Raw genomic sequence first — 23,075 nt, 5'->3', positions numbered from 1 at the left:
TTTCTCCTCATATTGTATTAGATTTCTATTCTGCTAATTCATAGGTTCGGTCAATAATCCATTTTGCTCCGTCGTCATCAAGTTTTCTTGGACAGAAATTTACCATAATGTCTTTAAATGCTAATGGTATTATTTTTTCATAAGCGACTTGTTTATCAGGAACGAATTCGGTGATATCCGGTATCCCAACCGAGCGATACATTTGATGAATAGTTTCTGAAGTCTTCTTCGCAATTGACTCCGTGCTATCGGTGTCTTTATAATTGACATCCAGTAAATCTGCAATTTTAATTATTTCTTTGGGACATTCTTCAACCACAAATTCAAGACATGCAGGCGTAAAGATGGCACAACTAACGCCATGAGGTACGTGGAAAATGGCTCCCATCGAATGCGCAAATGCATGGCTCATTGAACATTTTGCATTTGCTAATGCAATACCACCCAAATTTGACGCTAAATGCATCTCGGTACGAGCTTCCAGATCTTTGCCATTTTCGATGACTTTTTTATAACTGTTTTTCATTAATCGGATGGCTTCATATGATATACTTTGAGTAATCAAATTTGTCATATTGGATGTTATTGCATCAATTGCATGAGCGAGAACATCAAAAGCACACGCTGCCGTGACCTTAGGCGGCACACCTAGAACAAGTTCTGGATCAATCAGAGCCATATCTGGCATGGTTCCCATCCCGATAACGACTCGCTTCGAGCCACTTTCTGTATCAGTGATTACACTTCCCTTAGAAGCTTCACTACCAGTTCCAGATGTTGTTGGAATTGCAATCATCGGTACGCCTGATTTTTGGGGAAATGATAAGTCATAAAAGCTCTGAAGCGATTCATCGTTATTCAGCAATAATTTAACCCCCTTTCCTGCATCAATACTGCTGCCGCCACCAATTGCAACTACGCCATCAACTTTCTCTTTTTTAGCAAAGTCTACAATTTCTGTGATAATCAAATCCGTCGGATCAGCCTCGACTCTATTACTTGTGACTACTTCTATCCCTTCATGTCGAATAGCGTCGATTATTTTTTCGGTTATTCCAGCCGCCTCAACGCCTTTATCATACATGACCAGGACTTTAGTGCATCCCAGTTCTTTTAGTTTTTCACCTGTTTTACTTGAAATTCCTACATCAATAAACTGTGGTATTAACATCATGAATGCGTTCGTCTTCATCTTATTGCTCCTAAATTATAATTATTTAATGTTTTTCATTTGTGTGAATTATTTAGTTTCTGGATTGTTTTCGATTAGCTCGATAATCTCTTTTATACATTCTTGCTCATTGTTTTCCATCAGCCAATGTCCTGCTCCGTCAAGTTCAACAAATTTGTAATACCCTTTCATGTATTCATGGCCTTTTTCAACCCCTACTCTTCCCAGTGCAAAATCATGATTTCCCCAAATGTAACAGGTCGGCGTATATATAGGACCAAACAGAATCTCTGGATTTTGTTCGCTTGGTTTTACCAGCATTAGCGCTCTATACCAATTGAGTATTGATGTGCATGCTTCTTTATCTGAGAATATATCAAGAAAATCATCGATATTTTTACTTTCAAATCCATCCCATATTTCTCTAAGCCTTGCATGGTCATCCTTTATAAGTAGCTCCTCTGGAAGGTCGGGAGTTAGATATTCAAAGATATAACGACTTTGTTTCTGCTGTTCAGGATCATTTGCAACCGCCCATTCAAATGCTGCCGAATGAGGTGTTGACATGGCTGTCCATGACTGTATCCGTTCCGAGTGCAGGGTAACAACAGCCCAACCTACGCCACCACCCCAATCATGACCAATTAAATGAAATTTCCCCTTTTCTCCAACAGCATCAGCCAAAGCGACCACATCTGACGCTAATTTTCTGGTGGTATAATTTTCCATCCTAATTGGACGTGCACCTTCACTGTAACCACGTTGATTAGGGGCCAGGCAACGATAGCCTTTGTCCGCCAGTTTCTTCATAATATTTTCCCAAATAATCGAGCTTTGCGGGAAACCATGTAAAAAGATGACCAATTCACCCTTTTGGTCCAGTCCACAGGTTCGGCACGTAAAATCCATTTCATTTGCAGAAATAATGGTCTTTTTTACTTCATTATTCATGATTCTAACCTCTCTTTATATTAATCAATTACAATTGCTTCCATTGCTTCTAAACACACATAAACCTTTGGTAGTGAACTCCGATATTTACTGACATTCTCCAACACCCTTTCGCGGTAGTGAAATTTATCATGTTGTTGTAATGGTATATGGCAAAAAATAGCTAAGCGAGGATTAACCACTTGGTTGATAAACGCGCGACCTTTTTCCTGACTGATTTCCGTAAAATTTATACAGACCGCATCAATCGTTTCATTGCCCAGCCAATCGACAATATTCGAATTACCTGATTCTGCATCTCCCATAAAAAGAATTTGCTGATTGGCAACACTGATTAAATAGCTAAAATGATTAATTGTACTCCGGTATTTGATCCCATCGTGATAAGTTCTTGCTGCTTTAATTTTAAAATTTCCAGATTCAATCAAAGTTACTTCACCATATTCTGAATTTAAATAGGAAATTGGATTTGGCAAAAGGTCCAATGCATCTTTCATATAAACTTTATTGTTTTCATCAAGTTCTGGTAATACTATTTTTATATCCGGATTTCGGATTTCGCATAGTTTTTTTAAGTCGCAGTGATCCTTATGCACATGGGTGAACATAAAACAATCAATGTCACTAAAATTCTCCTCCCCCCTGATTATTTTATTCATTATTTTCTCAGGAATGGGACTGAAATTGAGTGCTTGTTCAGTATGAACACCATCAATTAAAATTTTTGTTTTTCCATCCGTCAACATAAAACCGGCATTTGATAGATATGTTATTAAAATCTCGCCTTTTTTCATTTGCCCTCCTAATCGTAAGATTCGCTTGCTTTCTGGTATTTTTTTGTTATATAATAATCCTAATATCTAAGATGTTTAAAAATTGGACTGTGAAGGCGGTGCAGTACGATGTCCCTATTAACAATTACTGATTACGAAAAAATCTTGAATTTTTGCTTTTTTGTTAATAAAGACTATTCAGACTTTATTAATCGAACACTCACGGCATTACTTGATTTTTTTGATTTTAAGCTTACTGCATATTCTGTTTTTAATGTAAATCCAAACGGTCAACGCTCCTTATTAAAATTGGAAACGCTTTATTTACGGCCAAATATTCTAAAGGACTATAAAGAAAATTTTTACAAGTCTGATCCCTTTTATAATAAAATTGACACCCTCCGTAATTCGAACAAATTCAAATATGTTTATACGACTAACGATATTTGTTATGACGAATTTTTAAACTCGCCATATGGTAAATCGTTGACTAAGAACGGTATTGCTTACCAAGCGATTTTAGGTGCGAGTGACGCTGCACACCCTCCCATGCATGTTATCAGTATTTTTAAAACCGAGAATGAAGGAAACTTCACTCCAAAAGAGCTGGAATTGTTATCTCAAATTGGAAAAGTATTTCACGAGTCAATGCGTCTATTTAGAAAACATAATTCTCAAGCTGATGTGATTTTTCTCACAAATCGACTATTCGATCTAACTTCAGTTGGTTTCATTTTTTTTAACAAAAACAAAGATGTAATCGACTTTAATGAAACATTTATTAATTATACAGCTTTTATTACGAGTAAGTTAAATGTAGACGAAATTGTTTGTGATCTAATTAACTTGATTGAATCCACAAATAAAATTACTATTGATGAATTAAAAGTGAATGCCATTATTAACACCCACGGTTTTATAGTAACGTTTTTTCCCCCCCAAATAAGTCAAAATGAATATATTGAAACGTTTTATTGCTTTACCATAAGAAAAATCGAAGAAAGACGACAAGGAGATGAGATCCAAAATCTTCTGGTCGAAGAATATAATCTAACTAAGAGAGAAAGTGAGATACTATCTCTCTTAATTGATGGTGCCAGTAACCAGCAAATTTCAGAAACGGTTTATATCAGCATTTCGACAGTTAAATCACATGTCCGAAATATTTTCAATAAGCTAAATGTATCCACTCGTTCAGAAGTGATCCGAAAAATTCGAAAATTAGCGCTTCTTGAAAACGATAACAGTAGCTCTGCCTGACCGCAACTATTTTTTAGGCTGCATTTTTAACTGCAAGTGCGCCCAATGCTTTAAATGCCACGGTCAGGATGAGTGAAAACCAAACAACACCAAATGCATATGAAAGAAGCAAATCGAAATAATTACTTTCTGTTAAGAACTGATGTGCTGTCAGGACAGTAATAAACAAAAATGTTGCTTTATTAAGAATGTACGGTAAAAACTCCGTAATATTAAAGAATAAAACAACAAATAATACAACAATCAGTGCTATTTCAAAAACAGACAATCCATAATTGTGAAGCAAATAGTAAAGTCCAAAACACAATGCTATCCCAACTAGAGACCCAACGATATTTTCTACAATATGATCCATTTTGAAATGATCAACATTTGCCCAATACCAAAAGAACATACAACCGGCCCATACATTAACCAATCCTAACATTCCACTGACGATTGAAAAGAAAAATATTGCCATTGTCAGGATAACGCCCAGGACAATCCCCTCTTTAACTTTTTCATTAACTGATTTATTTTCCATTTTAAACCCCTTTTCATTGATTATTTTTCAGTATATGCTTACTTCTTTTTTGGACGTATTCCAACATTTCCAGACTCCCTTTAAAAACCAGGCATTTAAATTCCGCTATCTTAATATGGCGCGTTGTTTTGCTTTTTCTTCAAGCTCATCCCTGAAGTTCGGATGTGCGATCTTTATCAACGCTTGTGCCCGTTCAATTAAGGAAGTGCCTCTTAATGCTGCAACACCATATTCAGTAACAACATAATCAACATCAGCCCTTGACAATGTTATGACGGTACCTTCGGGATGAACATCTACAATCGTTGATTTCAATACTCTTTCGCCACTCGCGTTTTTTACATTGGCAGTTGAGTGCAATGCAATAAATGATTTCCCGTCTTTCGACATTTTAGCACCCTGGGCTGTCTCAACCTGACCACCGGTACCACTTATATGCCTCGTTCCAACAGCTTCCGAAGAACATTGGCCAAATAAATCAACTTGAAGTGTCGTATTGACAGATATCATTTTATAGTTTTTTGCTAATTCAAAAGGCGAATTACTGTCTCTGACATTTATATGCAGGACGCCAACATTGTCATCGATGAAGTCATATGTTTCCTTGCTACCAAACGTAAATGATGTTATCATTTTGTTTTCATAGAGTGTTTTACATCGATTTGTTACAATACCTTCCTTATACAATTGAACAAGACCATCATTCAACATTTCAGTGTGAACGCCTAAATCTTTTTTATCTTTCAATGCCATTGCAACTGCATTTGGTATTCCACCGATGCCCAACTGAAGAGTCGATCCATCTTCAATCATGTCAGCAATGTGTTTTCCAATAAGAATATCTTCATCGCTCAATGCAACATTACCACTTGGAAGGTACATTACCTCATTATTACCATATAAAACATAGTCAACATCAGATATATGCACCTGGGTATCCCCAAAAGTACGTGGAATATTTTCATTAATTTCTAAAATGACTAAATCCGCTCTTTTTAAGTAATCCGGACTGGCAACACAGATTGGACCAGTGCTGAAGTAACCTTGCTTATCCATCGGGCTAACTGACAGAGTGAAGATACTAACTGGTTTTCCTGTTATCTCATGATAATATAATCGATCAGTTCCACTTTTACTCAAATGATTTGGATAAAAGGTCGTCATTTTTGTTTGTGCAGGATCTCTCATAAAATTCCCATAAAATCCACTAACGTGATTAAGGATGCCATCATATGTTTCATCTGAATAAAAATCATAAGGTTTTAGGTTTAATAAATTAATATGGGTAACCCCTTTTACGCCACGATCTTTTAATAAATGAAATTGATCCATGTAAGCCATTGGCTCAGCTATACCATAGGTGTAAATTGTAGCTCCATTGGTGATCTTTCCTACAGCTTCTTCAATTGTGATTGTTTTCTTATCTAATAATTCTTTATAGTTCATTTTCACCTCTCAAATAATAAATGTGCGGCAATCCGTTTCATTACCGCACTGATAAGGACATTATGGATGCAATAATACTTTTATTTTATTTGCATCGTTACATTCAAATGCCTCATCAAAATCTTCAAATTTAAATTTATGTGTTACTAAATCTTTAGTGTTAATCCTTCCATCTGCCATCATTTGAAGCGTTTTTTGCCATGTGCCCAGATTATGACCATATGAAAACTGGATTCTCATATTTTGCATGACGGCAACAATATATGCTTTTATATTGCTACCTTCTGCACTGGTAAGGGCTAATTCAACAATTGTTCCGGCACGTTTTGTCATCATGATTGATTGTGTAATTACGATGTCTACACCCGTGCATTCAAAAACAAAATCAGCACCTTTTCCAAAGGTCAGGGCACGCACTTCCTGGATTACGTTGCATTTGTCATTTTCAAAAGTGTAGTCCGCTCCAAGTTTTTTACCTAATTCCAATCGAGCATTTGCGGAAGAAATGTCCGCTAAAATTGTCTTTGCACCACAGGCTTTTATAAATTGAAGAACAAGTAAACCGATCGGACCTGCCCCCATAACTACAACCGTATCAGTTGGTTTAATGTCAACGTTTTCTAAGACAGCGTGAGCGGCAACAGCAGCAGGTTCAACCAGTGCGCCCTCTTCTAAACTAACATTATCAGGCAACTTAAACGTCGCTCCTTCTGGCATACAAATGTATTCTGCCATTGCTCCATCACATTCATAACCGATATTGATGGCATCCTGGCATCTTCCAATATCACCCATTAAACAAGATCTACATTTCCCACAGAAGCCTTTTGTTACAATACCTGTAACACGATCACCAACTTTAAATTGCGTTACCCCTTCACCAATTTCTGCAATAGTTCCGCTATATTCATGACCCATGGTAAAGGGGATTGGAAGTGGAGATGTCGGTGTTTCAAAACCACCAACAATATGCAAATCAGAACCACATATGCCACAAAATTCTATTTTAATTTTAACGCTACCGTAAGTTGGTTTTGGTTCCTCAACCGCTACACATCCTAGATAACCAACACCATGTTCTAATTTTTGAACCGCTTTCATTTTTTCTCCCCAATCTTTCTATTTAACGATATACAATTCCAGAATCCACATTTAAACACTGTCCGGTAATATTTTTTGCTTCATCCGATGCTAAAAACAATACTGCAAAAGCAATATCTTCTGGTGACTGAGTACGCTTTAATGCTGACCCTGATGCCATTTTTTCAACAACTTGTTGGCTTGTGCTGCAATCTTCGAATGCTCCAGGCACTGCTTTTTTAAAATCTAATGCATCTGAATAAATATCGGTATTAATAAATCCAGGATTGACACAGTTGACATTCACATTAAAACTTCCCATTTCTTTTGCAAGAGAATTAGAAAAGCTAATCGTTGCTGCCTTAGAGGCACCATATTGAGGCATCATTGGCACTTGCAGAAACGCCGCAATTGAAGAAATATTAATAATCTTTCCACTTTTTTGTGCGTAGAAATTACCATAAAAGGATCGGCACATATTAAGCATGCCTACTGTGTTGACATTAAAAACACGTTTTACATCGTCTGAAGATATTTTTGAAAATGGCGGTCCTATATCTTTTGGTCCGATACCTGCACAATTTACAAGGATTTCAATCTTTTTAAATTTGTCTAATATCTCCTTTGAAAATGCATCAACAGCATTTTCATCGCTGATATCCACTTTTCGAAAAAGGGATTTAACCCCTTTTTCTTCAAGCTTCGACGCCATTTTTTCGCCATTTTCAACATCCATGTCAACTATAATAACATTTGCTCCTGACTCAGCAAACATTTCAGCAATAGCGGCACCAATACCTTTGGCTGCCCCAGTAATAACCGCAGTTTTTTCGGAAAATTCGAATTTGATAGCCATACTACTTATCTCCTTAATTTATCTTGAGCAATAGAAAGCGATGATTTCCATCGCCTATGTCTATTGCAAATTATCAGACTATTTTAGCGCTTTTAAAATTCCTTCTTTCATATCTTCAACGGACGGATATAAATACTTCTCTAAATCTCCAAATGGTATGATTGAGTTCACACCTGATACACGAACTGGCGCTGCTTTTAATTCATTCATGCAATTTTCGACAACCCAAGAGACAATCTGTGCTCCAAAACCACCTCTTTCTGGGGCCTCATGTGCAACCATTAAGCGGCCGGTTTTTTTAACAGAATCAAACACAATCTCTTTATCGAAGGGAATTAATACTCTCGGATCAATAATCTCAATCGTTTTTCCAGTTTCTGCTTCAACTTGTGCTGCCGCTGCCATGACATTCACTAATGCTCTATGGTAGGCAACAACGGTTAAGTCGGCACCTGTTTTAACAACTTTTCCAGCTTTTTGTAAAGATGGCACTTCATCCAACTCATCGGGTACTTCTTCTGACAAACCCATTGTTGCTCTCTGGTAAATGAATAATGTCGGATCATCATCACGAATCGCAGCACGATAATAAGCTCTTACATCTGCTGGAGTTGTCGGCGCAACAATTTTTAGCCCCGGTACATTTGCAAACCAAGCTTCAACACTTTGAGAATGGTGGGCTCCACTCTTTCCTCCTCCACCCTGAGGCAAAACAAAAGTTACCGGGCAACTATCGACGCCACCGGAATTAAACCGAATTTTTGCTGCAATATCGACAATCCCTTCAAATCCGAGTGTTGCAAAATCGGCAAACATAAATTCTACAATTGGCCGATACCCACCTAATGCAGCACCGACAGAGAATAATGTGTAACCAGCTTCTAAAATCGGAAATTCCAATACACGATTTTTTCCAAATTTTTCTTGTAACCCGGTAAAGGTTCCCCAGCATCCACCTTGTTTGCCCAGATCTTCTCCAATACATATAACTTTTTCATCAGTCGCCATTTCTTCGAACATGGCAAGATTCAGCGCTTTCATAACTGACATTTCTGACATTATAGTTCACCTCCTGCATTATTTGAATAAACTCTCTTGTAATCTAACACCTGTTCTTTAGTTACGCAGCTTTGACTTAATCCTTCATCAAAACCTTCAACAATTTCTTTTGTTTGTGCTTCTTTCACTGCTTTAATGATTTCATCATCAAGAATTCCTAATTCTTTCAAGCGTTTTTCGAAACGAACAACCGGGCAAATAGAATCTAAATCTTTTTTATAACTCAAATCGCGATATTTCTGAGCGTCACCAACATAATGGCCTTCCCAACGCATTGTTTTGACTTCAACAACATTCGGCTCATTATTAGCTGCCAATTCCATCCCATTTAGAACTGCTTCAGCGACTGCTACGGGATCATCGCCATCAACCGTAACGCCTTTCATGTTAAATGCTGCTGCTCGATCGGCCAGGTTTTCCAATGGCGACTGGCTTTCCACCGGTGTCGACATCGCAATCCCATTATTTTCGATGAAGAACAAAATCGGCAATTTGAAAAGGGCCGCTATGTTCATTGCTTCATAGGTTGCACCTTGACTGATCGCACCGTCTCCATATGGAGCAAAACCAATCTGTCGCTTTTTACCATCATTCTTAAGAGCCCATGCAAATCCAGCAATTTCGGCCCAGGTCCCGCCGAGTGCACCGGCTGCAGGGAGTTGTCCATTTTTGAGATCATGGATATGATATTCACCTGATATGCCGTCATTACAGCCACCGGTTCGGCCAAGCAATTCCGCAATAAATGGTTTCCAACCAACACGATGAGCCATCACGGTCTGAGCTCGATGTGTTTCAGTACCATAGGTGATAATGTCCGATTTTTTGAATGCCGTCAAAATACCAGCACTAACCGCTTCCTGTCCTAAACAAGGATGGATTGCACCTGCAATTTTTCCACTATAAATGTATTCAACGATTTTTTCACCGAGGACTCTTGATTTTACAATATCCGAATACATGTCCAGAAGTTCTTCATTTGAAAAGTTCATTAATTTACCTCCAATATTCTTATTTCAAACCCATAAATGATTTTGGGTCCAGTAAATATTTCTTAAATGTTTTTAGAAATAAGCCACTATGAAATCCGTCAATAGCTGCATGATTAATTGTCACACTGAAACACGCCATTCTTTTAATGCTGGTGGTGTCATCATCATTCACAACCAATTGTTTTTTTGTTGTCCCAATGGCCATGATGCCCGTTTCCGGTGGATTCAAAAATGGTGTTACCTGGTCTATTTCAAGCATCCCCATATTACTTATGGTATAAGTAGAATTCATCATATGTTCCATTCCGAGTTTTTTTGTTTTTAATTTTGCAATCATGTCTTGAAGCTCATCTGAAATTTGGAAAACATCTTTATCTTGAGCTTCATTAACAACAACCATCATAATTCCTTCGGGCAAACCAATACCCACTGCAATATTTATCGAATCATAAATAAAGAATTCATCACCGATCAATGCTGAATTTATCAACGGGTGTTCTTTTAAAGCCTCCGCTGCCAGCTTGACAAATACAGAGGTAACACTTACATTAGGATTTTGAGCCTTGAGTTCATCTTTTAGGTCAAGCACTGCGTCTACTGGAAAATAAATCGATCCCGATCCTTGCGGATAATCTCTCAGGCTCTCTGTCATTTTCTTCCCGATGAATTTACGTGCACCAGAAATTTTATAACTTTCTTTTATTCTTTTCGGCTCTGCCATATTAACTCCTATTCTTCAATGTGGGCAAGTATATCGCCAACAGCAACAGTCTCACCTTCTGGCACTAAAATTTTAACTAAAGTACCAGTGGCAGGGCTTTCAATCTCCTGATTGAGTTTTTCATTGGAAAGTTCGTACAAAGGTTCTCCTTTTTCAATGTGTTCACCTTCTTCAATCATCCATACTTCAATTCTTACATCCATTCCCGATTGTCCTATCATAGGAACTTGGACTTCTACCATTATTTCGCCTCCTAAATTTATTTGATCATTATTACGTAATAATCGTAGCATTTTAAACGATTGCATTCATCCTCCCAAAAGATGATTGAATTATTATATTTATCAGACTTTTTTGATCTTTTCTAATTCTTTTCATCCTTTTCTCATCCTTTCTAATCTTGAAATTTCAAAACAAAACGGCTCAACATGCGGACTTTTTGAACAGGTTTTTTAGAAGTATAAAGCGTTTTTTTGTCCGCTTTCCTTTATTTGCGACACAAAAAAAAGCCGATAAAACGGCTCACTTGTGCTATTTTTACTGGACTGGCAGGTCCAACCTATTGATTACGAATCAGCAATAAAACGGCTTATTAAAGCCATCAATTCTTTATATACGACATCTTTACGACACTTTTATCTTTTTTTAGAATACTTGTAATACCAATTTTATCTGCCGTTTTGACGCTTCAAAGTACTCTTATTCGCTGTATACTTTTTTCATAATAGACATCTCCAGCAATTTCAACACACAAAGTAGTCACCAAGGTTATAATAAAGCTGTGCAATGGTACAATGAAGTTGTAACACTCATATATCACCACATTAGGAAATAATCAAAAGTTGCAATTTTTTTGCTTCGTTTAATCTCCGTTTAAATCGGTATGATACAATTTAGAAGAGGTGATGAAAGATGAGTAAAATTATGATTGTTGACGACGATTCAAACATCCGTGAACTTGTGATTGCTTTGCTTCAAAACAACGGATTTGAAGTATGCGAGGCAGCAGACGGACATGAAGCGCTACAAAATATCGATATTGATAACCCTGATCTGGCAATTATCGACATCATGATGCCGAACATGGACGGCTTTGAGCTCTGTCGTCATTTGCGTTCTTATTACGAAAACATGCCGATTTTAATGCTGACGGCCAAAGGTGAGCTCGCAAACAAGGTAAAAGGCTTCGGACTTGGCGCCGACGATTATCTGACCAAGCCTTTTGAAGGCGATGAATTGGTCGTACGCGTTCAGGCGCTGTTGCGGCGTTATAAAATTTAAGCATCCCAGATAATCCAGATCGGCAATGTTACGATCGATAGAAACCGCCACAGCATCACAATGAATGGCTTACATGAAGATATTCCGATGAAGGAATTTGAATTGCTCTTCAAGCTGGCAAGCTTTCCCGGTAAAACATTTTCCCGCAACCGATTGATTGAAGATATCTGGGGCGTTGATTTTGAGGGAAACGAACGGACGTTAGACGTCCATGTAAACCGATTGCGCGATCGTTTTCCGGAGCAACAGACCGGTTTTAAAATTACCACCATCCGGGGTCTTGGATACCGGTTGGAGGTGGTCTCATGAAACAGACTAAACGACCTCCTGCCGCAATTTCAGTAGCTTTACTTTTTTTTACTTTTGGCTGTTCTTTTGCCGCCGGGTATGGCATTACAGTTATGATTTACCACTGGACCGGCACGCCTTCGGAATTTTGGACTCATATTATTTCAGGACTCGTTGGCATGATTTTATTTATATGTGTGGCATCCGTTTCCAGATTAATCGCTAGTAAGTATTCAAAAGGTATCCAGCAGCATCATGTTATGCAAAATCAATTACTAAACGCTATGACAAGAATTGCCCAAGGGGATTTCGACGTCTTTATCGAGACTTGGGATGAGTACCACCACAACGATATGGTGGAGGGAATCAATAAAATAGCGAAAGAACTTGGCACGATGGAACAGCTACGACAGGATTTTATTTCCAACGTATCTCACGAGATACAGTCTCCGCTGACTTCCATCAGCGGTTTTGCCGCATTATTAAAAAGCGACACCCTAACAACTGCACAAAAAAATCGCTATTTAGGTATCATTGAAACCGAAAGCAAACGGTTGTCCGCTTTAAGTGATAATCTGCTGAAGCTATCAGCGCTGGAAACTGGAGGTGAACCTTTATCCTTCATCGAATTCAGGCTCGACAAGCAGTTAGAGGATGTTGCCCTGATGTTAGAGCCACAATGGAGCACCAAGCATATTGTGATGGAAGTGGATTTGGAAAGATTATCAATCCAGGGCGACGAGGGGTTGCTGTCTCAAGTTTGGGTGAATCTTCTCCATAACGCTATAAAATTCACGCCGGAAGGTGGAATGATTCACGTTATATTGACGTCCGATCAAACAAAGGTGTGCTGTCAGATTATCGATACCGGTATCGGTATCCGGTCGGAAGACCAGATCCATATATTTGAGCGCTTTTATAAGGTCGATAAATCCCGCGACCGGGCTCTCGGCGGTAACGGACTCGGACTCTCTCTCGCTAAAAAAATTGTAGAATTGCATGAAGGTCAAATTACTCCGCAAAGCGAAATCAATAAGGGCACAACATTTACGATCACCCTGCCGAAGTTGCTTTCCATCAAAGACCGATAAACTTTTTTTCGCATTTACATTGTGTTTAAATGCCATTTATATTGTGTTTAAATTACTTTGTTAAACTAATTTCGAAGTAAATAAACAGGAGGTTATTTTTATGTCGATGATTCAAGTAGAAAATCTGATAAAACAATATGACAAAGCAAAAGCACCGGCCGTCAAGGGGGTCAGTTTTGCGGTGGATGAAGGCGAGTTTTTTGCTTTCCTCGGTCCCAACGGAGCCGGAAAAACCACCACTATTTCGATCCTGACCACTACATTGTCCAAAACTTCTGGCATCGTAATGATTGCCGGCTATGACATTGAAAAAGAAGCAAAGCAGGTACGGGATAAGGTAGGGATCATCTTCCAAAAGCCCAGCCTCGATCTACAGCTCTCAGCGGAGGAAAATATTCGCTTCCATGCTTGCTTATATGGGATGTACAGTTACCGTCCATCCTTTCGGCTTATGCCCGCAGAATATAAAAATCGTGTCATGGAACTCGCCGAGATTGTCGGAATTCGGGATACCATCTTTAAGCCCGTCAAAAAGATGTCGGGCGGCATGCAACGCAAACTGGAGATTATCCGCAGTCTCATGCACACACCGGCCGTTTTGTTTCTTGACGAACCGACGCAGGGACTGGACGCGGTAAGCCGTAGAAGTCTGTGGGAATACATTAATAATGTCCGCAAAGAATACGGGACAACGGTTTTTTTAACCACACACTATATCGACGAGGCTGAGCATGTGGATAAGGTATGCATTATTAATAAAGGACAGATTGCCAGCTGTTGCTCGCCGGAGGAAATGAAAAAAAGTCTGCTACGCAAGGAAATTATTCTGGATGCCGAAGACCGGATAAGCTTGACGAGTGAACTTTCGGAGCTGGGATTGTTACATAAAAAGGATACGCATATCATCGTTCCTTATCAGAACAGAACGCCGCAGGAAATTATTTCCAAACTTAAAACCAAACTGACGGTATTGGAAATTAAAGAGCCATCACTGGAAGACGCATATGTGGATTACATTAACAAAACGGCAGGTGCAGCATGACTGAAATTTCATTGACAAATAGAAAATCAAGAGTCAAACGAGAAATCAATGCCGTTATCACGATCGCTCTAAGGGACATAACTCTGGCACTCCGGTCACCCGGTACAATTTTTACGAGTCTTGCCATGCCATTGATCATGATGGGGATGCTGGGCGGCAGCCTCGCTGAGAATATGACGGGAGGACTCCGTTTCGATTACAGTAAATTTATGATGGTCGGTATGATGGTTAATATGCTTTTTATGGTCACAACCATGGGAATGACATCATTGGTCGAAGACCATACCACGGATTTTACTCAGGAGATGCTGGTTTCTCCGGTCTCGCGCTATTCGATCGTGATCGGTAAAATTTTCGGCTCATCCTTTGGTGCTATTATCAGTATGGCCGGCACCTTAATTGTTGGGATCATCATGGGAATTACCCTGAATCCCGGACAGCTGCTGATGATTCTCATCCTATCACCGCTGATGTGCCTTTCCGGCGGCGCTCTGGCAATGATCATCATCGGGGTTATCAAAAGCAATAAGACAGCCAATACTGCTGTGATGCTTATCACCATGCCGCAGATGTTTCTTTCCGGAGCGATCATTCCAATTAATAACTCCAGTGGCATTCTGTATGTCTTAAGCCATGCCATGCCGATGACATACTGCCTTGACCTGGTTCGCGCGGTGGTCTACGCTGGAACTCCGGAATACGCAAGCGTTGTATTATTTAATCCCGTGGTGAACTTTACCGCCATTGTCGTGTTGACCGTGATTTGTTTGATGATCGGTACCTTTCTTTTTGCCCGCTCGGAAAAAAGCAGGTAAAACAACATGAACAAAAGTATTGGTAAAATATAGATTATCATGTAAAACTCAAATTTTAGTTATAAACATACTCCGCCGCCAAGGGGATATAAACTTGATCAAGCATCTTCTTTAAATCCTCAAAGCACGTGGAGTGCGTAGCATTGATGTTAATGGTAAGTGATTAATGTACAAAAACAATTTTAAAACAAAAGGAATGGCTGTTTAAAGACATTCCTTTTGCAAAAATATAATCATTTTACTGGAGCTAGCGGGGGGAATCGAACCCTCGACCTACTGAGATTACGAATCAGTAGGTCTAGGGCATACATTATACGAACGATAAAGACAAAATGCCAACCATCATTTTTTGTCTTCATATACTTTCTTATCTAAGCCTATTTTTTTATGGAAACCTCATCCAACAGCCTCCCTGGCAAGGTGATCTCCAACCGATTATCATGCAATGCCACCCGGGAGTAAGTATTTTAATCTATTGACTGATATGTTCATAAATAATACCAGTCAATTCATTTGCCAATGCCCCATTATCAATCCGAATTAAAGATTGCTCATTTAAGCATCTCCCCAGAATATCGATACCGCCATACCAGACAATTCTACTATCAATAATCATGAACCGATATCGGTTATTTTTTATCTGAATCACATCAATTCCTTTTCCGCTTATTTTTTCAATAATCGCTTTGATATAATTCATTTGCTTATCTGGAAAAGCCACAATTTCATTGGTGCATAAGGTTACTCGTATTCCTGATGAATATGTTTTTAAAAGCACGTCTTTCACTTTTTCAATTTTCTTTTTCTGCAGATATGGACTTGAAATTAACACATTTTTTTTTGCCCTTTCAATATCCTTCAATACATAATCAAAATAATTTGATTCATCGAAAATACCATTTTCAAGATCAGACGTACTGCTACTGGTTTTTATACTGTATCCTAATGATCGGTATGCCGTTAACCGTTTATGATACATTCGTTCCAAAACTGGTATATGGACATCAACATAGTCATAGATAAGCACTTCCTTTTTACCTTCATAATTCCGATGAAGTCGTCCGGCATATTGAGCAATCGTTCCTTTCCACGCAATTGGCATGACCATAAATAAAGTGTCTAATCTTGCTTCATCAAAGCCTTCGCCAATTAGCTTTCCGGTAGCGATAATCACGTACTTTTCGCCACTTTTAATTGCCCTGATACTCTCCACCGCTTTTTTTCTATTCTTCGCCGTTAAATTGCCTGATAATTCAATAACATTTACGGTTTTGCCACTTTGAAGCTCAACCAATTGTTTGATATGGCTGGTTCTTTCTGTCCCTAACAAGTGTTTTTTCAGTTGTTTTCTGTCCAGTGACGCAAAATTACTTTGCTTACATTCCGTACACTTTGTCCGGGGTTTATTACAGATGCCTGGTTTGAAGTCATTAAAGCAGTATGGTGAATAGCCTGGCTTATTTCGCCACCGTTTGGCACAAACGTCAGTTCTGCCTCTGAAAACCGATAGAAATAAATCAAGTTTTTCCTACGTTGAACTCTTTTTTGTTAGACCAATTGTATCTTCAGCGTTTGTTAAATTTTCTGCTTCTTTAACAATACCGTTAACTGTGGATTCCTCAGCGATCGTTGATTTAAGATCCGCTATTGTTGCTTTTAACTTTTTGTTTTCACTCAATAATTCCTCGTATTTTTCCAATAGTTCAACATATTTCACTTATCTCACCTCGCATCAATCATTTCGGGCGATAAGAATTCACCGTCTTATTCTCATTTGTAAGTTCTATCTTTTGAATACCAATCTTCAGAAAAATCTTCTTCCTTAATGATTGCATTCATCGGCTTTCCGATAAATTGAACAACCATATCAACTACAATTTTAAATTCCAGATCAATTTCCAATGAATTCCTGGAAAATGACTTCCATCTTTTTTGCATATCATCGTCATTATACATATCTGATACTTTTACAATCGTGGTTTCATCAAAAATAGTTTTTCGATTGCTCAATGTATTCAAAAGCGCATCCTTCAGTATTTTTCCATCAAAATCGTAATGGTCTGCCAGGTAATAGATATCATAATAATCTTTCATTCTACTGGTAGTTTCCATCCGACTTATGATTGCATCCCATTTCTCTGAAACTGTTGATTCAAGAGAATAAGTGAAAATATTTGGTGATTCAAACCCACTGATCTGTACGCCAATTTTTCTACTTTCCGCATCTGGTATAATGACATCGCCAATGTCAATATCGAATGGTGTTTTAGTATTGGCGATAACGCCCACCATTTTGATCCTGATACCAAGGTTTGGATTTCAATCCCTTTGCGGCTGCGGATCAGATCACAGATGGTTCTTTCCATATCATAAACCGGAACCGTATGTCCAAAGGACGTCTGAGCAGTTGTGCAGCCTACTCCATGAAGCTCGGGCTTAACCGTATAAACCTGGACTCCATCGGCTTTCAGCCGGTTGGGATTATAGCCAGTCTTAACTGTTATCGAATAGGGAGCTGGTTCCCGGTCCGTCAAATCATGAAGAAACAAAGCGGTTTCATGCGAAAAGACAGCTTGTTTACTGCGAAGATGTATCAGATACAGCGTATCGATCCAGGCATCCGCTGAAGCATAGACGCCATGGGCCACCTGTTCCAGTTTTTTCTCTTTAATATAATCATAAAATACAGGTTTGGAAATTCCTTCGGCAACAACCTGCGAAGTTTGAACAATGCCGTCATGATCGGCCATCAATTTATCCAGCCGTTCATATTGTTTCACGATTCCACTTCCTTTCATACTAATATTATAAGCATTATTAGTACGAAAGTATACATGCTGAATGCTCTATTCATAAACCGTAATCGGAAAGAAGAAAATGGCTCGATACTTTTGTGCCCTTGGCGTACCCTACCCCTACCTGAGTATTCCGACGATTCAGAGCCTTATTTTACTTGGGTTACCATTCCAATGTCAAGGTGACTAATTTAATGGACGCAAATAATTTAAATACAAAAATAATGGTTTTTTAGAGGCATTCCTTTTTCAAAACTCTAATCATTTTACTGGAGATAGCGACCTGTATCGGTTTGTGGTGACAATTGATATAAATCACTTTAGACATCAAGTCTTTTGATATTTTGAATACATACACTTTAACACCTTTACGGGTTCATGTAGTGTCCAACTTTATGTCCGCCCCCCCGATATGTGAGTATGATAATATCATTGAAAATAAAATTGAACAGTTCTGAATTAAATAATAATTTGATACCTAAAATCAAAAATCAACATAATTGAGCCCATGATTTCCACTAGAAATCCATCTCACTCGGTCTGATTGTTTTCTTATATTTTTGTTTGCTACTATTTGGTTTATCTGGAATTGTCATTTTAACCAATCCTTTTTCCAGTGCAGGTAATAAATAATTATCTCTAAAGGTTTGTCGATGCTTTAGACTTAATAATTCCATTAATTCTTTTGTAGAATAAGCGTTGTCGCCGATCACATTTAGTAATCTTTCAACTTGTTCGGTTACTTGATCGGTCACTTGTCCGGTGTTAGAAACATCATTCAGCGCATTATAAATTGCTTCTAATAAGAATTCAACAAACTGTCCTGAATCTGCCCGATGATCACATTCTCCAAGCACTTTGTAATATTCATCCTGACGTTCCCTAATGAGTGTTTCAATTGGCAGCCAACCGAATAGTGGTTTCCACTTATAAAGTAGCAATGTTTGCCACATTCTCCCCATCCGTCCATTTCCATCGGCAAACGGATGAATAAATTCAAACTCGTAATGGAAAACACAACTTTTAATTAATGGATGTACTTCTGCTTCTTTTGCCCAGATAAACAGATCTTTCATCAAATGTGGAACCTGATTAGCCAGTGGAGCCATATGAACCAGATGATCGCCTGCAAATATACCAACAACACCACTTCTAAAAACACCAGATTCTTTTGATAAATCATTCATTTTGCAATATCAAAGTGGCTCATTTTCAAGTGAGCGTTTGTTTTAAAAGTAGTTCACTTTTAGATTAGCATTTATAGTTTGTAATAGAATTTTTCATTTTTGTATTTTTCATTAATCTAAAAATCACGAAAACACAAAATAATTTACACTACCCTGGATTGCCGAAATCACACAATCATGATTACGGTGTATATTCCGACTGGAGAAGGTTCTTCCGCAAAGACCCGTTATCCGGGTTTCGAATGTGGATCATATATCAATTTTGCCGTCAATAATTTTTGACCACACCGACCATACATGGTTCGTTTTATCATTTTAAGTTTGTTGTTGACCCCTTCAACAAATCCATTAGATAAATCACTGATAACAACATTTTCAATTGCTTCGAGATCTTTTTCCAGCTTTTACCACCCTTTCAATTTATTTGGTGCTTTTATTATATCACTTCAGGTTTTATAAATAGTTTAATAGACGAGTTTTTGCGGAAGAACCCTAAATCGTCGGAATACTCAAATAGTCTTGCCAACATTATAGATTTTTTACGGTCTTTAGCTAATTCTTCTTTTGCGGTAAATGACTTTCATTTATATTAATCAGTTTTTGCTTCACGATTTTCTATCATAAACTGAATTAGATATTCCACATCTTGAGCGTTAGTGCATTGCAATTTCACCTCAGAAATATCACCATATATATCCATCCACGTTAAAAAGTTTTGTAATAGAGAATTGAATCTCAAATCCTTAGTTTGACCGGTTTGAAGACGTAACGTAACAGGTTCAACACAACTATTTATCAAATCAAAAAAACATTGAGAATCCTGAATGTTAAAAAAGGTAAGATCAGTTACATCCTTTATCATATAAGCCACCTCACTTTGCAAAATTCTTTTTATGCCATAATTATATCGCCACTTTTAGCTTGAAACAATAATATTAAAGACTTATAATATAATAAAGCCGCCTATTTACTAAGGAGTGAATTAAAATGTCTATAGAAATTTGTAAGTCGATTATTGCTAGAGAACAACATGAATTAAAGATACGAGGTACACTAATGTTCCCTTGTGCATGCTATTTTTGTGATATAAGCGATTATGTAACTGGAGATATTCCATGGCATTGGCATGAGGAAGTTGAAGTTGTTGTAGTAAGTAGTGGTGCTATGAATATGAGTCTAAACGGAATGAATTTTACCTTAAAGAAAGGTGACGGTGTTTTTATCAATTCTAATGTATTACATTCAATGCAAATTTCAGGTGATGAAGGTTGTATATTAAATACATTTGTTTTCCATCCAAGCTTAATATCAGGTGCAGCAGAAAGTGTTTTTTTGCAGCGTTATGTACGTCCGCTATTAGTATGCGATACATTGCCTTGTGTTCCATTCTATTGTGAAATTGAATGGCAACGTCAAGCTGTACACTGTATTCAAGAAGCTTATGAGTATTATAAAGAAGAGGAATTTGGCTATGAACTGATTGTTCGTGAAAAGTTATCACATATGTGGTACTTAATTGTTAAAAACATGGTGTCAGTTTTAAAGCAACAAAGCCAGAATGTAAATCATAACATAGTACGTATTAAGGTAATGCTGGATTTTTTGCATCATCACTATGAGAAACCACTGGATCTTCAGCAAATTGCTGAAGTTGTGGGTATCAGCGAGAGGGAATGTTTGCGTTGCTTTCAAAAAAACATTGGAATAACACCAATACAATATCTTCTTAAATATCGAATTTCATTGGCAGCACGTTTGCTAGAGGATACTGATATACCTATCACTGAAATATGCACTCGTGTTGGCTTTGACAGCCCAAGTTATTTCTCAAAGATTTTTAAAAGATTTATGCATTTTACACCATCTGATCATCGGAAACGACAAAAAAAGGTTAGATGATTTACAAAAATACCAAATATTTCGAATACATTACCTCCAGTCTGCCTTTGAAATTGATATATAAAAATCAATAAATAAAAAAGAACAGCTATTTAAAGCCATTCTTCAATAAAATATTATTTTTTACTGGAGCTAGCGGGGGGAATCGAACCGCCGACCTACTGATTACGAAACAGTAGGTAAATGGCTTATTCCAGACATTTCTATATGATATGCGACATGTTTACGACACGCTTTACTCTTTTTTTCAATTACTAACTCAAACTTCGCACATTAAAAACACGCTCAAACGTTGATGCAAAGGACTTTTCCTGAAAAAGATCCATTCAGGCACAGGGTTTGAGACTACTTTTTATCATTGCCGGTAAATTTTGAAGAAACTGATCGAGCAGAATAGACATTTTTTCTTCACTAAGTTGAAGAATATCCTGACAAATACTCAACATCAGCTCAATCAATAGAAGATAAGACTCCTGATAAGTGATATCAGCCAGTTCATCACATGTCCAGTAGAACAATTCCCCGATGCTGCGCACATCAAGGTTAAACCGATTTTCCAGTGATAGCATTGTGTAGCGGGTAAAGACAATGGCAACATAGGGCTGTCTGGGCATCAAAAGACAGCCCTCTAAAGGATTTTGTCAGTTTCAGATAGGATTTGCATACTTTGAAAAAAACCTCAATCGCCCTTATGCCGATGTTTCAATTATGCCGATATTTTTAAGGATGGATATGAGGGATACCATATCATAAGCATGCGGAAGTACCCCTTATCCATTTGTCGGCATAACTTATTTCAGGCCGCTGAGCTTTTTCAGAATTTTCTCGTCATCGGCATATTTGAAAGTGATATCTTCCCTGAAAACAGATTTATCATCATCTGCCAGTTTTGACGCCGCTTTTCTCTTCATCTCCAGAGAGGCCTGTGCATAATAAATCAGTGTCGTTTCCTGATTTGAATGACCAAGCCATTCAGCCACGAGAGGTAAAGGAACGCCTGCTATGTACAGATGCAACGCTCGACTATGTCGGAAAAGATGCGGATGTAGATGTGGCAATGTCCGCTCTACACACTGGGCTGATTTTTCATACACTTTCATGAACCGTTGGACATTGTCAGCATACATTTCCGCCGTGAGTTCATTACGAACGGTATAGAAAAGTAGCCTGTCCTGGGACTCCTCCGTATCAGGATGATAATCCTTACAGTATTCCCTAAACAGCCTTGCTACCTCGCTACTGATAGGAGTTACGCGATATTTCTTACCCTTTCCCAGAATGCGGATTTCAGCATCATTATTCTTTGTGATGGCAAAGTCTTTCACCTTGAGATTCAGGAGTTCCTGGTCTCGGCATCCGCTGTCATAAAGCAATGCGATAAAGAACCTGTCCCTCCTGCCGGTTTTCTTCATAATGTCAGGCTGTTTGATGACAAGCTTTGTCTGCTCAATACTAAGGCAGATCAGTTCCTGCTTACGCTGATCCTTAATTCGCGAAATCAGAGCAATATCACTAAGGTCGGAATAGGCGATTTTTCCATTCTTATGGAGATATTCGCAAAAGGTACGTAAATGCGGCAACCACTGGTTGATAGTGGTGCATTCGTTATTTCTTTCGTTTTTCAGCCATTCCATGAATCCGTGGATATTTTCTTATGAAAAGTCACAACACAGGACTTCTGAAAGAGCTTTATTATGCTTTTCCTGGACATATGCAAGGTACAGGTTTAATGCATACCGGTATGAGTCAGCCGTGTTATCGCTTCTCTGCCGGATAGAGAGCAGGTAACTGCCAAGGAATTTCTTGATTAAACAGAACAATTCAGGATCCTTAACTTTACGCATT

The 23,075-nt window shown here is 38.2% G+C and carries 24 protein-coding genes and 3 pseudogenes; 6 read left to right on the top strand and 21 right to left on the bottom strand.

Features of this window, described 5'->3' with window-relative positions; translation table 11 throughout:
* Positions 1–25: 25 nt before the first annotated feature.
* From DOZ58_RS16750 to DOZ58_RS16740, 3 genes are read right to left on the bottom strand one after another with little or no spacing between them, the layout of a single operon-like run.
* A complete protein-coding gene (locus tag DOZ58_RS16750; RefSeq protein WP_111889340.1) occupies positions 26–1,192 on the bottom strand; it encodes an iron-containing alcohol dehydrogenase in 1,167 nt (388 codons plus the stop codon).
* Between the two features lie 48 nt (positions 1,193–1,240).
* Positions 1,241–2,122 carry an alpha/beta fold hydrolase gene (locus tag DOZ58_RS16745; RefSeq protein WP_111889339.1) on the bottom strand — a complete coding sequence of 294 codons (882 nt, stop codon included), beginning with the start codon at positions 2,120–2,122 and terminating at the stop codon, positions 1,241–1,243.
* Between the two features lie 20 nt (positions 2,123–2,142).
* Positions 2,143–2,916, bottom strand: a complete 774-nt coding sequence (locus tag DOZ58_RS16740) for an MBL fold metallo-hydrolase (RefSeq protein ID WP_111889338.1) — start codon at positions 2,914–2,916, stop codon at positions 2,143–2,145.
* A 108-nt stretch (positions 2,917–3,024) separates the two neighbouring features.
* Here DOZ58_RS16740 and DOZ58_RS18750 point away from each other — a divergent pair, with 108 nt between their 5' ends.
* Positions 3,025–4,155 carry a response regulator transcription factor gene (locus DOZ58_RS18750; RefSeq protein WP_204355431.1) on the top strand — a complete coding sequence of 377 codons (1,131 nt, stop codon included), beginning with the start codon at positions 3,025–3,027 and terminating at the stop codon, positions 4,153–4,155.
* Positions 4,156–4,168: 13 nt separating this feature from the next.
* Here DOZ58_RS18750 and DOZ58_RS16730 read toward each other — a convergent pair whose 3' ends face one another.
* From DOZ58_RS16730 to DOZ58_RS16695, 8 genes are all read right to left on the bottom strand, one after another.
* Positions 4,169–4,678, bottom strand: coding sequence for a hypothetical protein (locus DOZ58_RS16730; RefSeq protein WP_111889337.1), 510 nt, complete (start codon positions 4,676–4,678; stop codon positions 4,169–4,171).
* 105 nt (positions 4,679–4,783) lie between these two features.
* Positions 4,784–6,124 carry an acetyl-CoA hydrolase/transferase family protein gene (locus DOZ58_RS16725; protein ID WP_111889336.1) on the bottom strand — a complete coding sequence of 447 codons (1,341 nt, stop codon included), beginning with the start codon at positions 6,122–6,124 and terminating at the stop codon, positions 4,784–4,786.
* Between the two features lie 60 nt (positions 6,125–6,184).
* Positions 6,185–7,225: a zinc-binding dehydrogenase gene (locus DOZ58_RS16720; RefSeq protein ID WP_111889335.1), complete on the bottom strand. Its 1,041-nt coding sequence runs from the start codon at positions 7,223–7,225 to the stop codon at positions 6,185–6,187.
* Positions 7,226–7,247: 22 nt separating this feature from the next.
* Positions 7,248–8,060, bottom strand: coding sequence for an SDR family NAD(P)-dependent oxidoreductase (locus DOZ58_RS16715; protein WP_111889334.1), 813 nt, complete (start codon positions 8,058–8,060; stop codon positions 7,248–7,250).
* A gap of 78 nt (positions 8,061–8,138) precedes the next feature.
* The gene (locus tag DOZ58_RS16710; protein WP_111889333.1) at positions 8,139–9,119 is read right to left on the bottom strand and encodes an alpha-ketoacid dehydrogenase subunit beta; all 981 of its coding nucleotides are present in this window, start codon (positions 9,117–9,119) and stop codon (positions 8,139–8,141) included.
* A complete protein-coding gene (locus DOZ58_RS16705) occupies positions 9,119–10,111 on the bottom strand; it encodes a thiamine pyrophosphate-dependent dehydrogenase E1 component subunit alpha (protein ID WP_111889332.1) in 993 nt (330 codons plus the stop codon). The genes DOZ58_RS16710 and DOZ58_RS16705 overlap by 1 nt, the downstream gene beginning before the upstream one ends.
* Before the next feature lie 19 nt (positions 10,112–10,130).
* On the bottom strand, positions 10,131–10,832 hold the full coding sequence (locus DOZ58_RS16700; protein WP_111889331.1) for a 2-oxo acid dehydrogenase subunit E2: 702 nt from the start codon (positions 10,830–10,832) through the stop codon (positions 10,131–10,133).
* 8 nt (positions 10,833–10,840) lie between these two features.
* Positions 10,841–11,140, bottom strand: a complete 300-nt coding sequence (locus tag DOZ58_RS16695; protein WP_111889330.1) for a biotin/lipoyl-containing protein — start codon at positions 11,138–11,140, stop codon at positions 10,841–10,843.
* Between the two features lie 604 nt (positions 11,141–11,744).
* Here DOZ58_RS16695 and DOZ58_RS16690 point away from each other — a divergent pair.
* From DOZ58_RS16690 to DOZ58_RS16675, 4 genes and pseudogenes are all read left to right on the top strand, one after another.
* Positions 11,745–12,422: pseudogene (locus tag DOZ58_RS16690) on the top strand (response regulator transcription factor).
* A complete protein-coding gene (locus tag DOZ58_RS16685; RefSeq protein WP_111889329.1) occupies positions 12,419–13,492 on the top strand; it encodes a cell wall metabolism sensor histidine kinase WalK in 1,074 nt (357 codons plus the stop codon). Before DOZ58_RS16690 ends, DOZ58_RS16685 begins: the two are co-directional and overlap by 4 nt.
* A 100-nt stretch (positions 13,493–13,592) precedes the next feature.
* Positions 13,593–14,534 (top strand): ATP-binding cassette domain-containing protein, encoded by a 942-nt coding sequence (locus DOZ58_RS16680; protein WP_111889328.1) that lies wholly within the window; start codon positions 13,593–13,595, stop codon positions 14,532–14,534.
* Complete coding sequence (locus tag DOZ58_RS16675) at positions 14,531–15,349, top strand: ABC transporter permease (RefSeq protein WP_111889327.1); 819 nt, start codon at positions 14,531–14,533, stop codon at positions 15,347–15,349. The genes DOZ58_RS16680 and DOZ58_RS16675 overlap by 4 nt, the downstream gene beginning before the upstream one ends.
* A gap of 472 nt (positions 15,350–15,821) precedes the next feature.
* Here the strand turns inward: DOZ58_RS16675 and DOZ58_RS16670 are convergent.
* The 7 genes and pseudogenes from DOZ58_RS16670 to DOZ58_RS16640 all read right to left on the bottom strand — a co-directional run.
* Positions 15,822–16,865 (bottom strand): annotated as a pseudogene (locus tag DOZ58_RS16670) (helicase-related protein); the annotation flags it as partial.
* A gap of 12 nt (positions 16,866–16,877) precedes the next feature.
* On the bottom strand, positions 16,878–17,066 hold the full coding sequence (locus DOZ58_RS16665; RefSeq protein WP_111889325.1) for a hypothetical protein: 189 nt from the start codon (positions 17,064–17,066) through the stop codon (positions 16,878–16,880).
* Positions 17,067–17,119: 53 nt separating this feature from the next.
* On the bottom strand, positions 17,120–17,641 hold the full coding sequence (locus tag DOZ58_RS16660) for a nucleotidyl transferase AbiEii/AbiGii toxin family protein (protein ID WP_111889324.1): 522 nt from the start codon (positions 17,639–17,641) through the stop codon (positions 17,120–17,122).
* Positions 17,554–18,147: pseudogene (locus DOZ58_RS16655) on the bottom strand (type IV toxin-antitoxin system AbiEi family antitoxin domain-containing protein); the annotation flags it as partial. The pseudogene DOZ58_RS16655 and the gene DOZ58_RS16660, both read right to left, overlap by 88 nt.
* 515 nt (positions 18,148–18,662) lie before the next feature.
* On the bottom strand, positions 18,663–19,331 hold the full coding sequence (locus tag DOZ58_RS16650) for a Fic family protein (protein WP_242988530.1): 669 nt from the start codon (positions 19,329–19,331) through the stop codon (positions 18,663–18,665).
* A gap of 227 nt (positions 19,332–19,558) precedes the next feature.
* Complete coding sequence (locus DOZ58_RS16645; protein ID WP_256372227.1) at positions 19,559–19,732, bottom strand: transposase; 174 nt, start codon at positions 19,730–19,732, stop codon at positions 19,559–19,561.
* Positions 19,733–19,920: 188 nt separating this feature from the next.
* Positions 19,921–20,193 carry a hypothetical protein gene (locus DOZ58_RS16640; protein WP_111889323.1) on the bottom strand — a complete coding sequence of 91 codons (273 nt, stop codon included), beginning with the start codon at positions 20,191–20,193 and terminating at the stop codon, positions 19,921–19,923.
* A gap of 125 nt (positions 20,194–20,318) precedes the next feature.
* Between DOZ58_RS16640 and DOZ58_RS16635 the strand changes: the two genes are divergently transcribed.
* On the top strand, positions 20,319–21,230 hold the full coding sequence (locus DOZ58_RS16635; protein WP_111889322.1) for an AraC family transcriptional regulator: 912 nt from the start codon (positions 20,319–20,321) through the stop codon (positions 21,228–21,230).
* A gap of 326 nt (positions 21,231–21,556) precedes the next feature.
* Here the strand turns inward: DOZ58_RS16635 and DOZ58_RS16630 are convergent, their stop codons facing one another.
* The 3 genes from DOZ58_RS16630 to DOZ58_RS19330 form a co-directional block, all read right to left on the bottom strand.
* Complete coding sequence (locus tag DOZ58_RS16630) at positions 21,557–21,847, bottom strand: hypothetical protein (protein WP_162624556.1); 291 nt, start codon at positions 21,845–21,847, stop codon at positions 21,557–21,559.
* 174 nt (positions 21,848–22,021) lie between these two features.
* Positions 22,022–22,864 carry a tyrosine-type recombinase/integrase gene (locus DOZ58_RS16625; RefSeq protein WP_111889320.1) on the bottom strand — a complete coding sequence of 281 codons (843 nt, stop codon included), beginning with the start codon at positions 22,862–22,864 and terminating at the stop codon, positions 22,022–22,024.
* 18 nt (positions 22,865–22,882) lie between these two features.
* A complete protein-coding gene (locus DOZ58_RS19330) occupies positions 22,883–23,074 on the bottom strand; it encodes a site-specific integrase (RefSeq protein ID WP_371414179.1) in 192 nt (63 codons plus the stop codon).
* Position 23,075 lies beyond the last annotated feature (1 nt).

This window comes from Acetobacterium sp. KB-1 (assembly GCF_003260995.1).
In the GTDB taxonomy this organism is placed as follows: Bacteria; Bacillota; Clostridia; order Eubacteriales; family Eubacteriaceae; genus Acetobacterium; species Acetobacterium carbinolicum.
The sequence above is the reverse complement of the archived record's forward strand: the minus strand, read 5'-3'. Positions and strand labels throughout refer to the sequence as shown.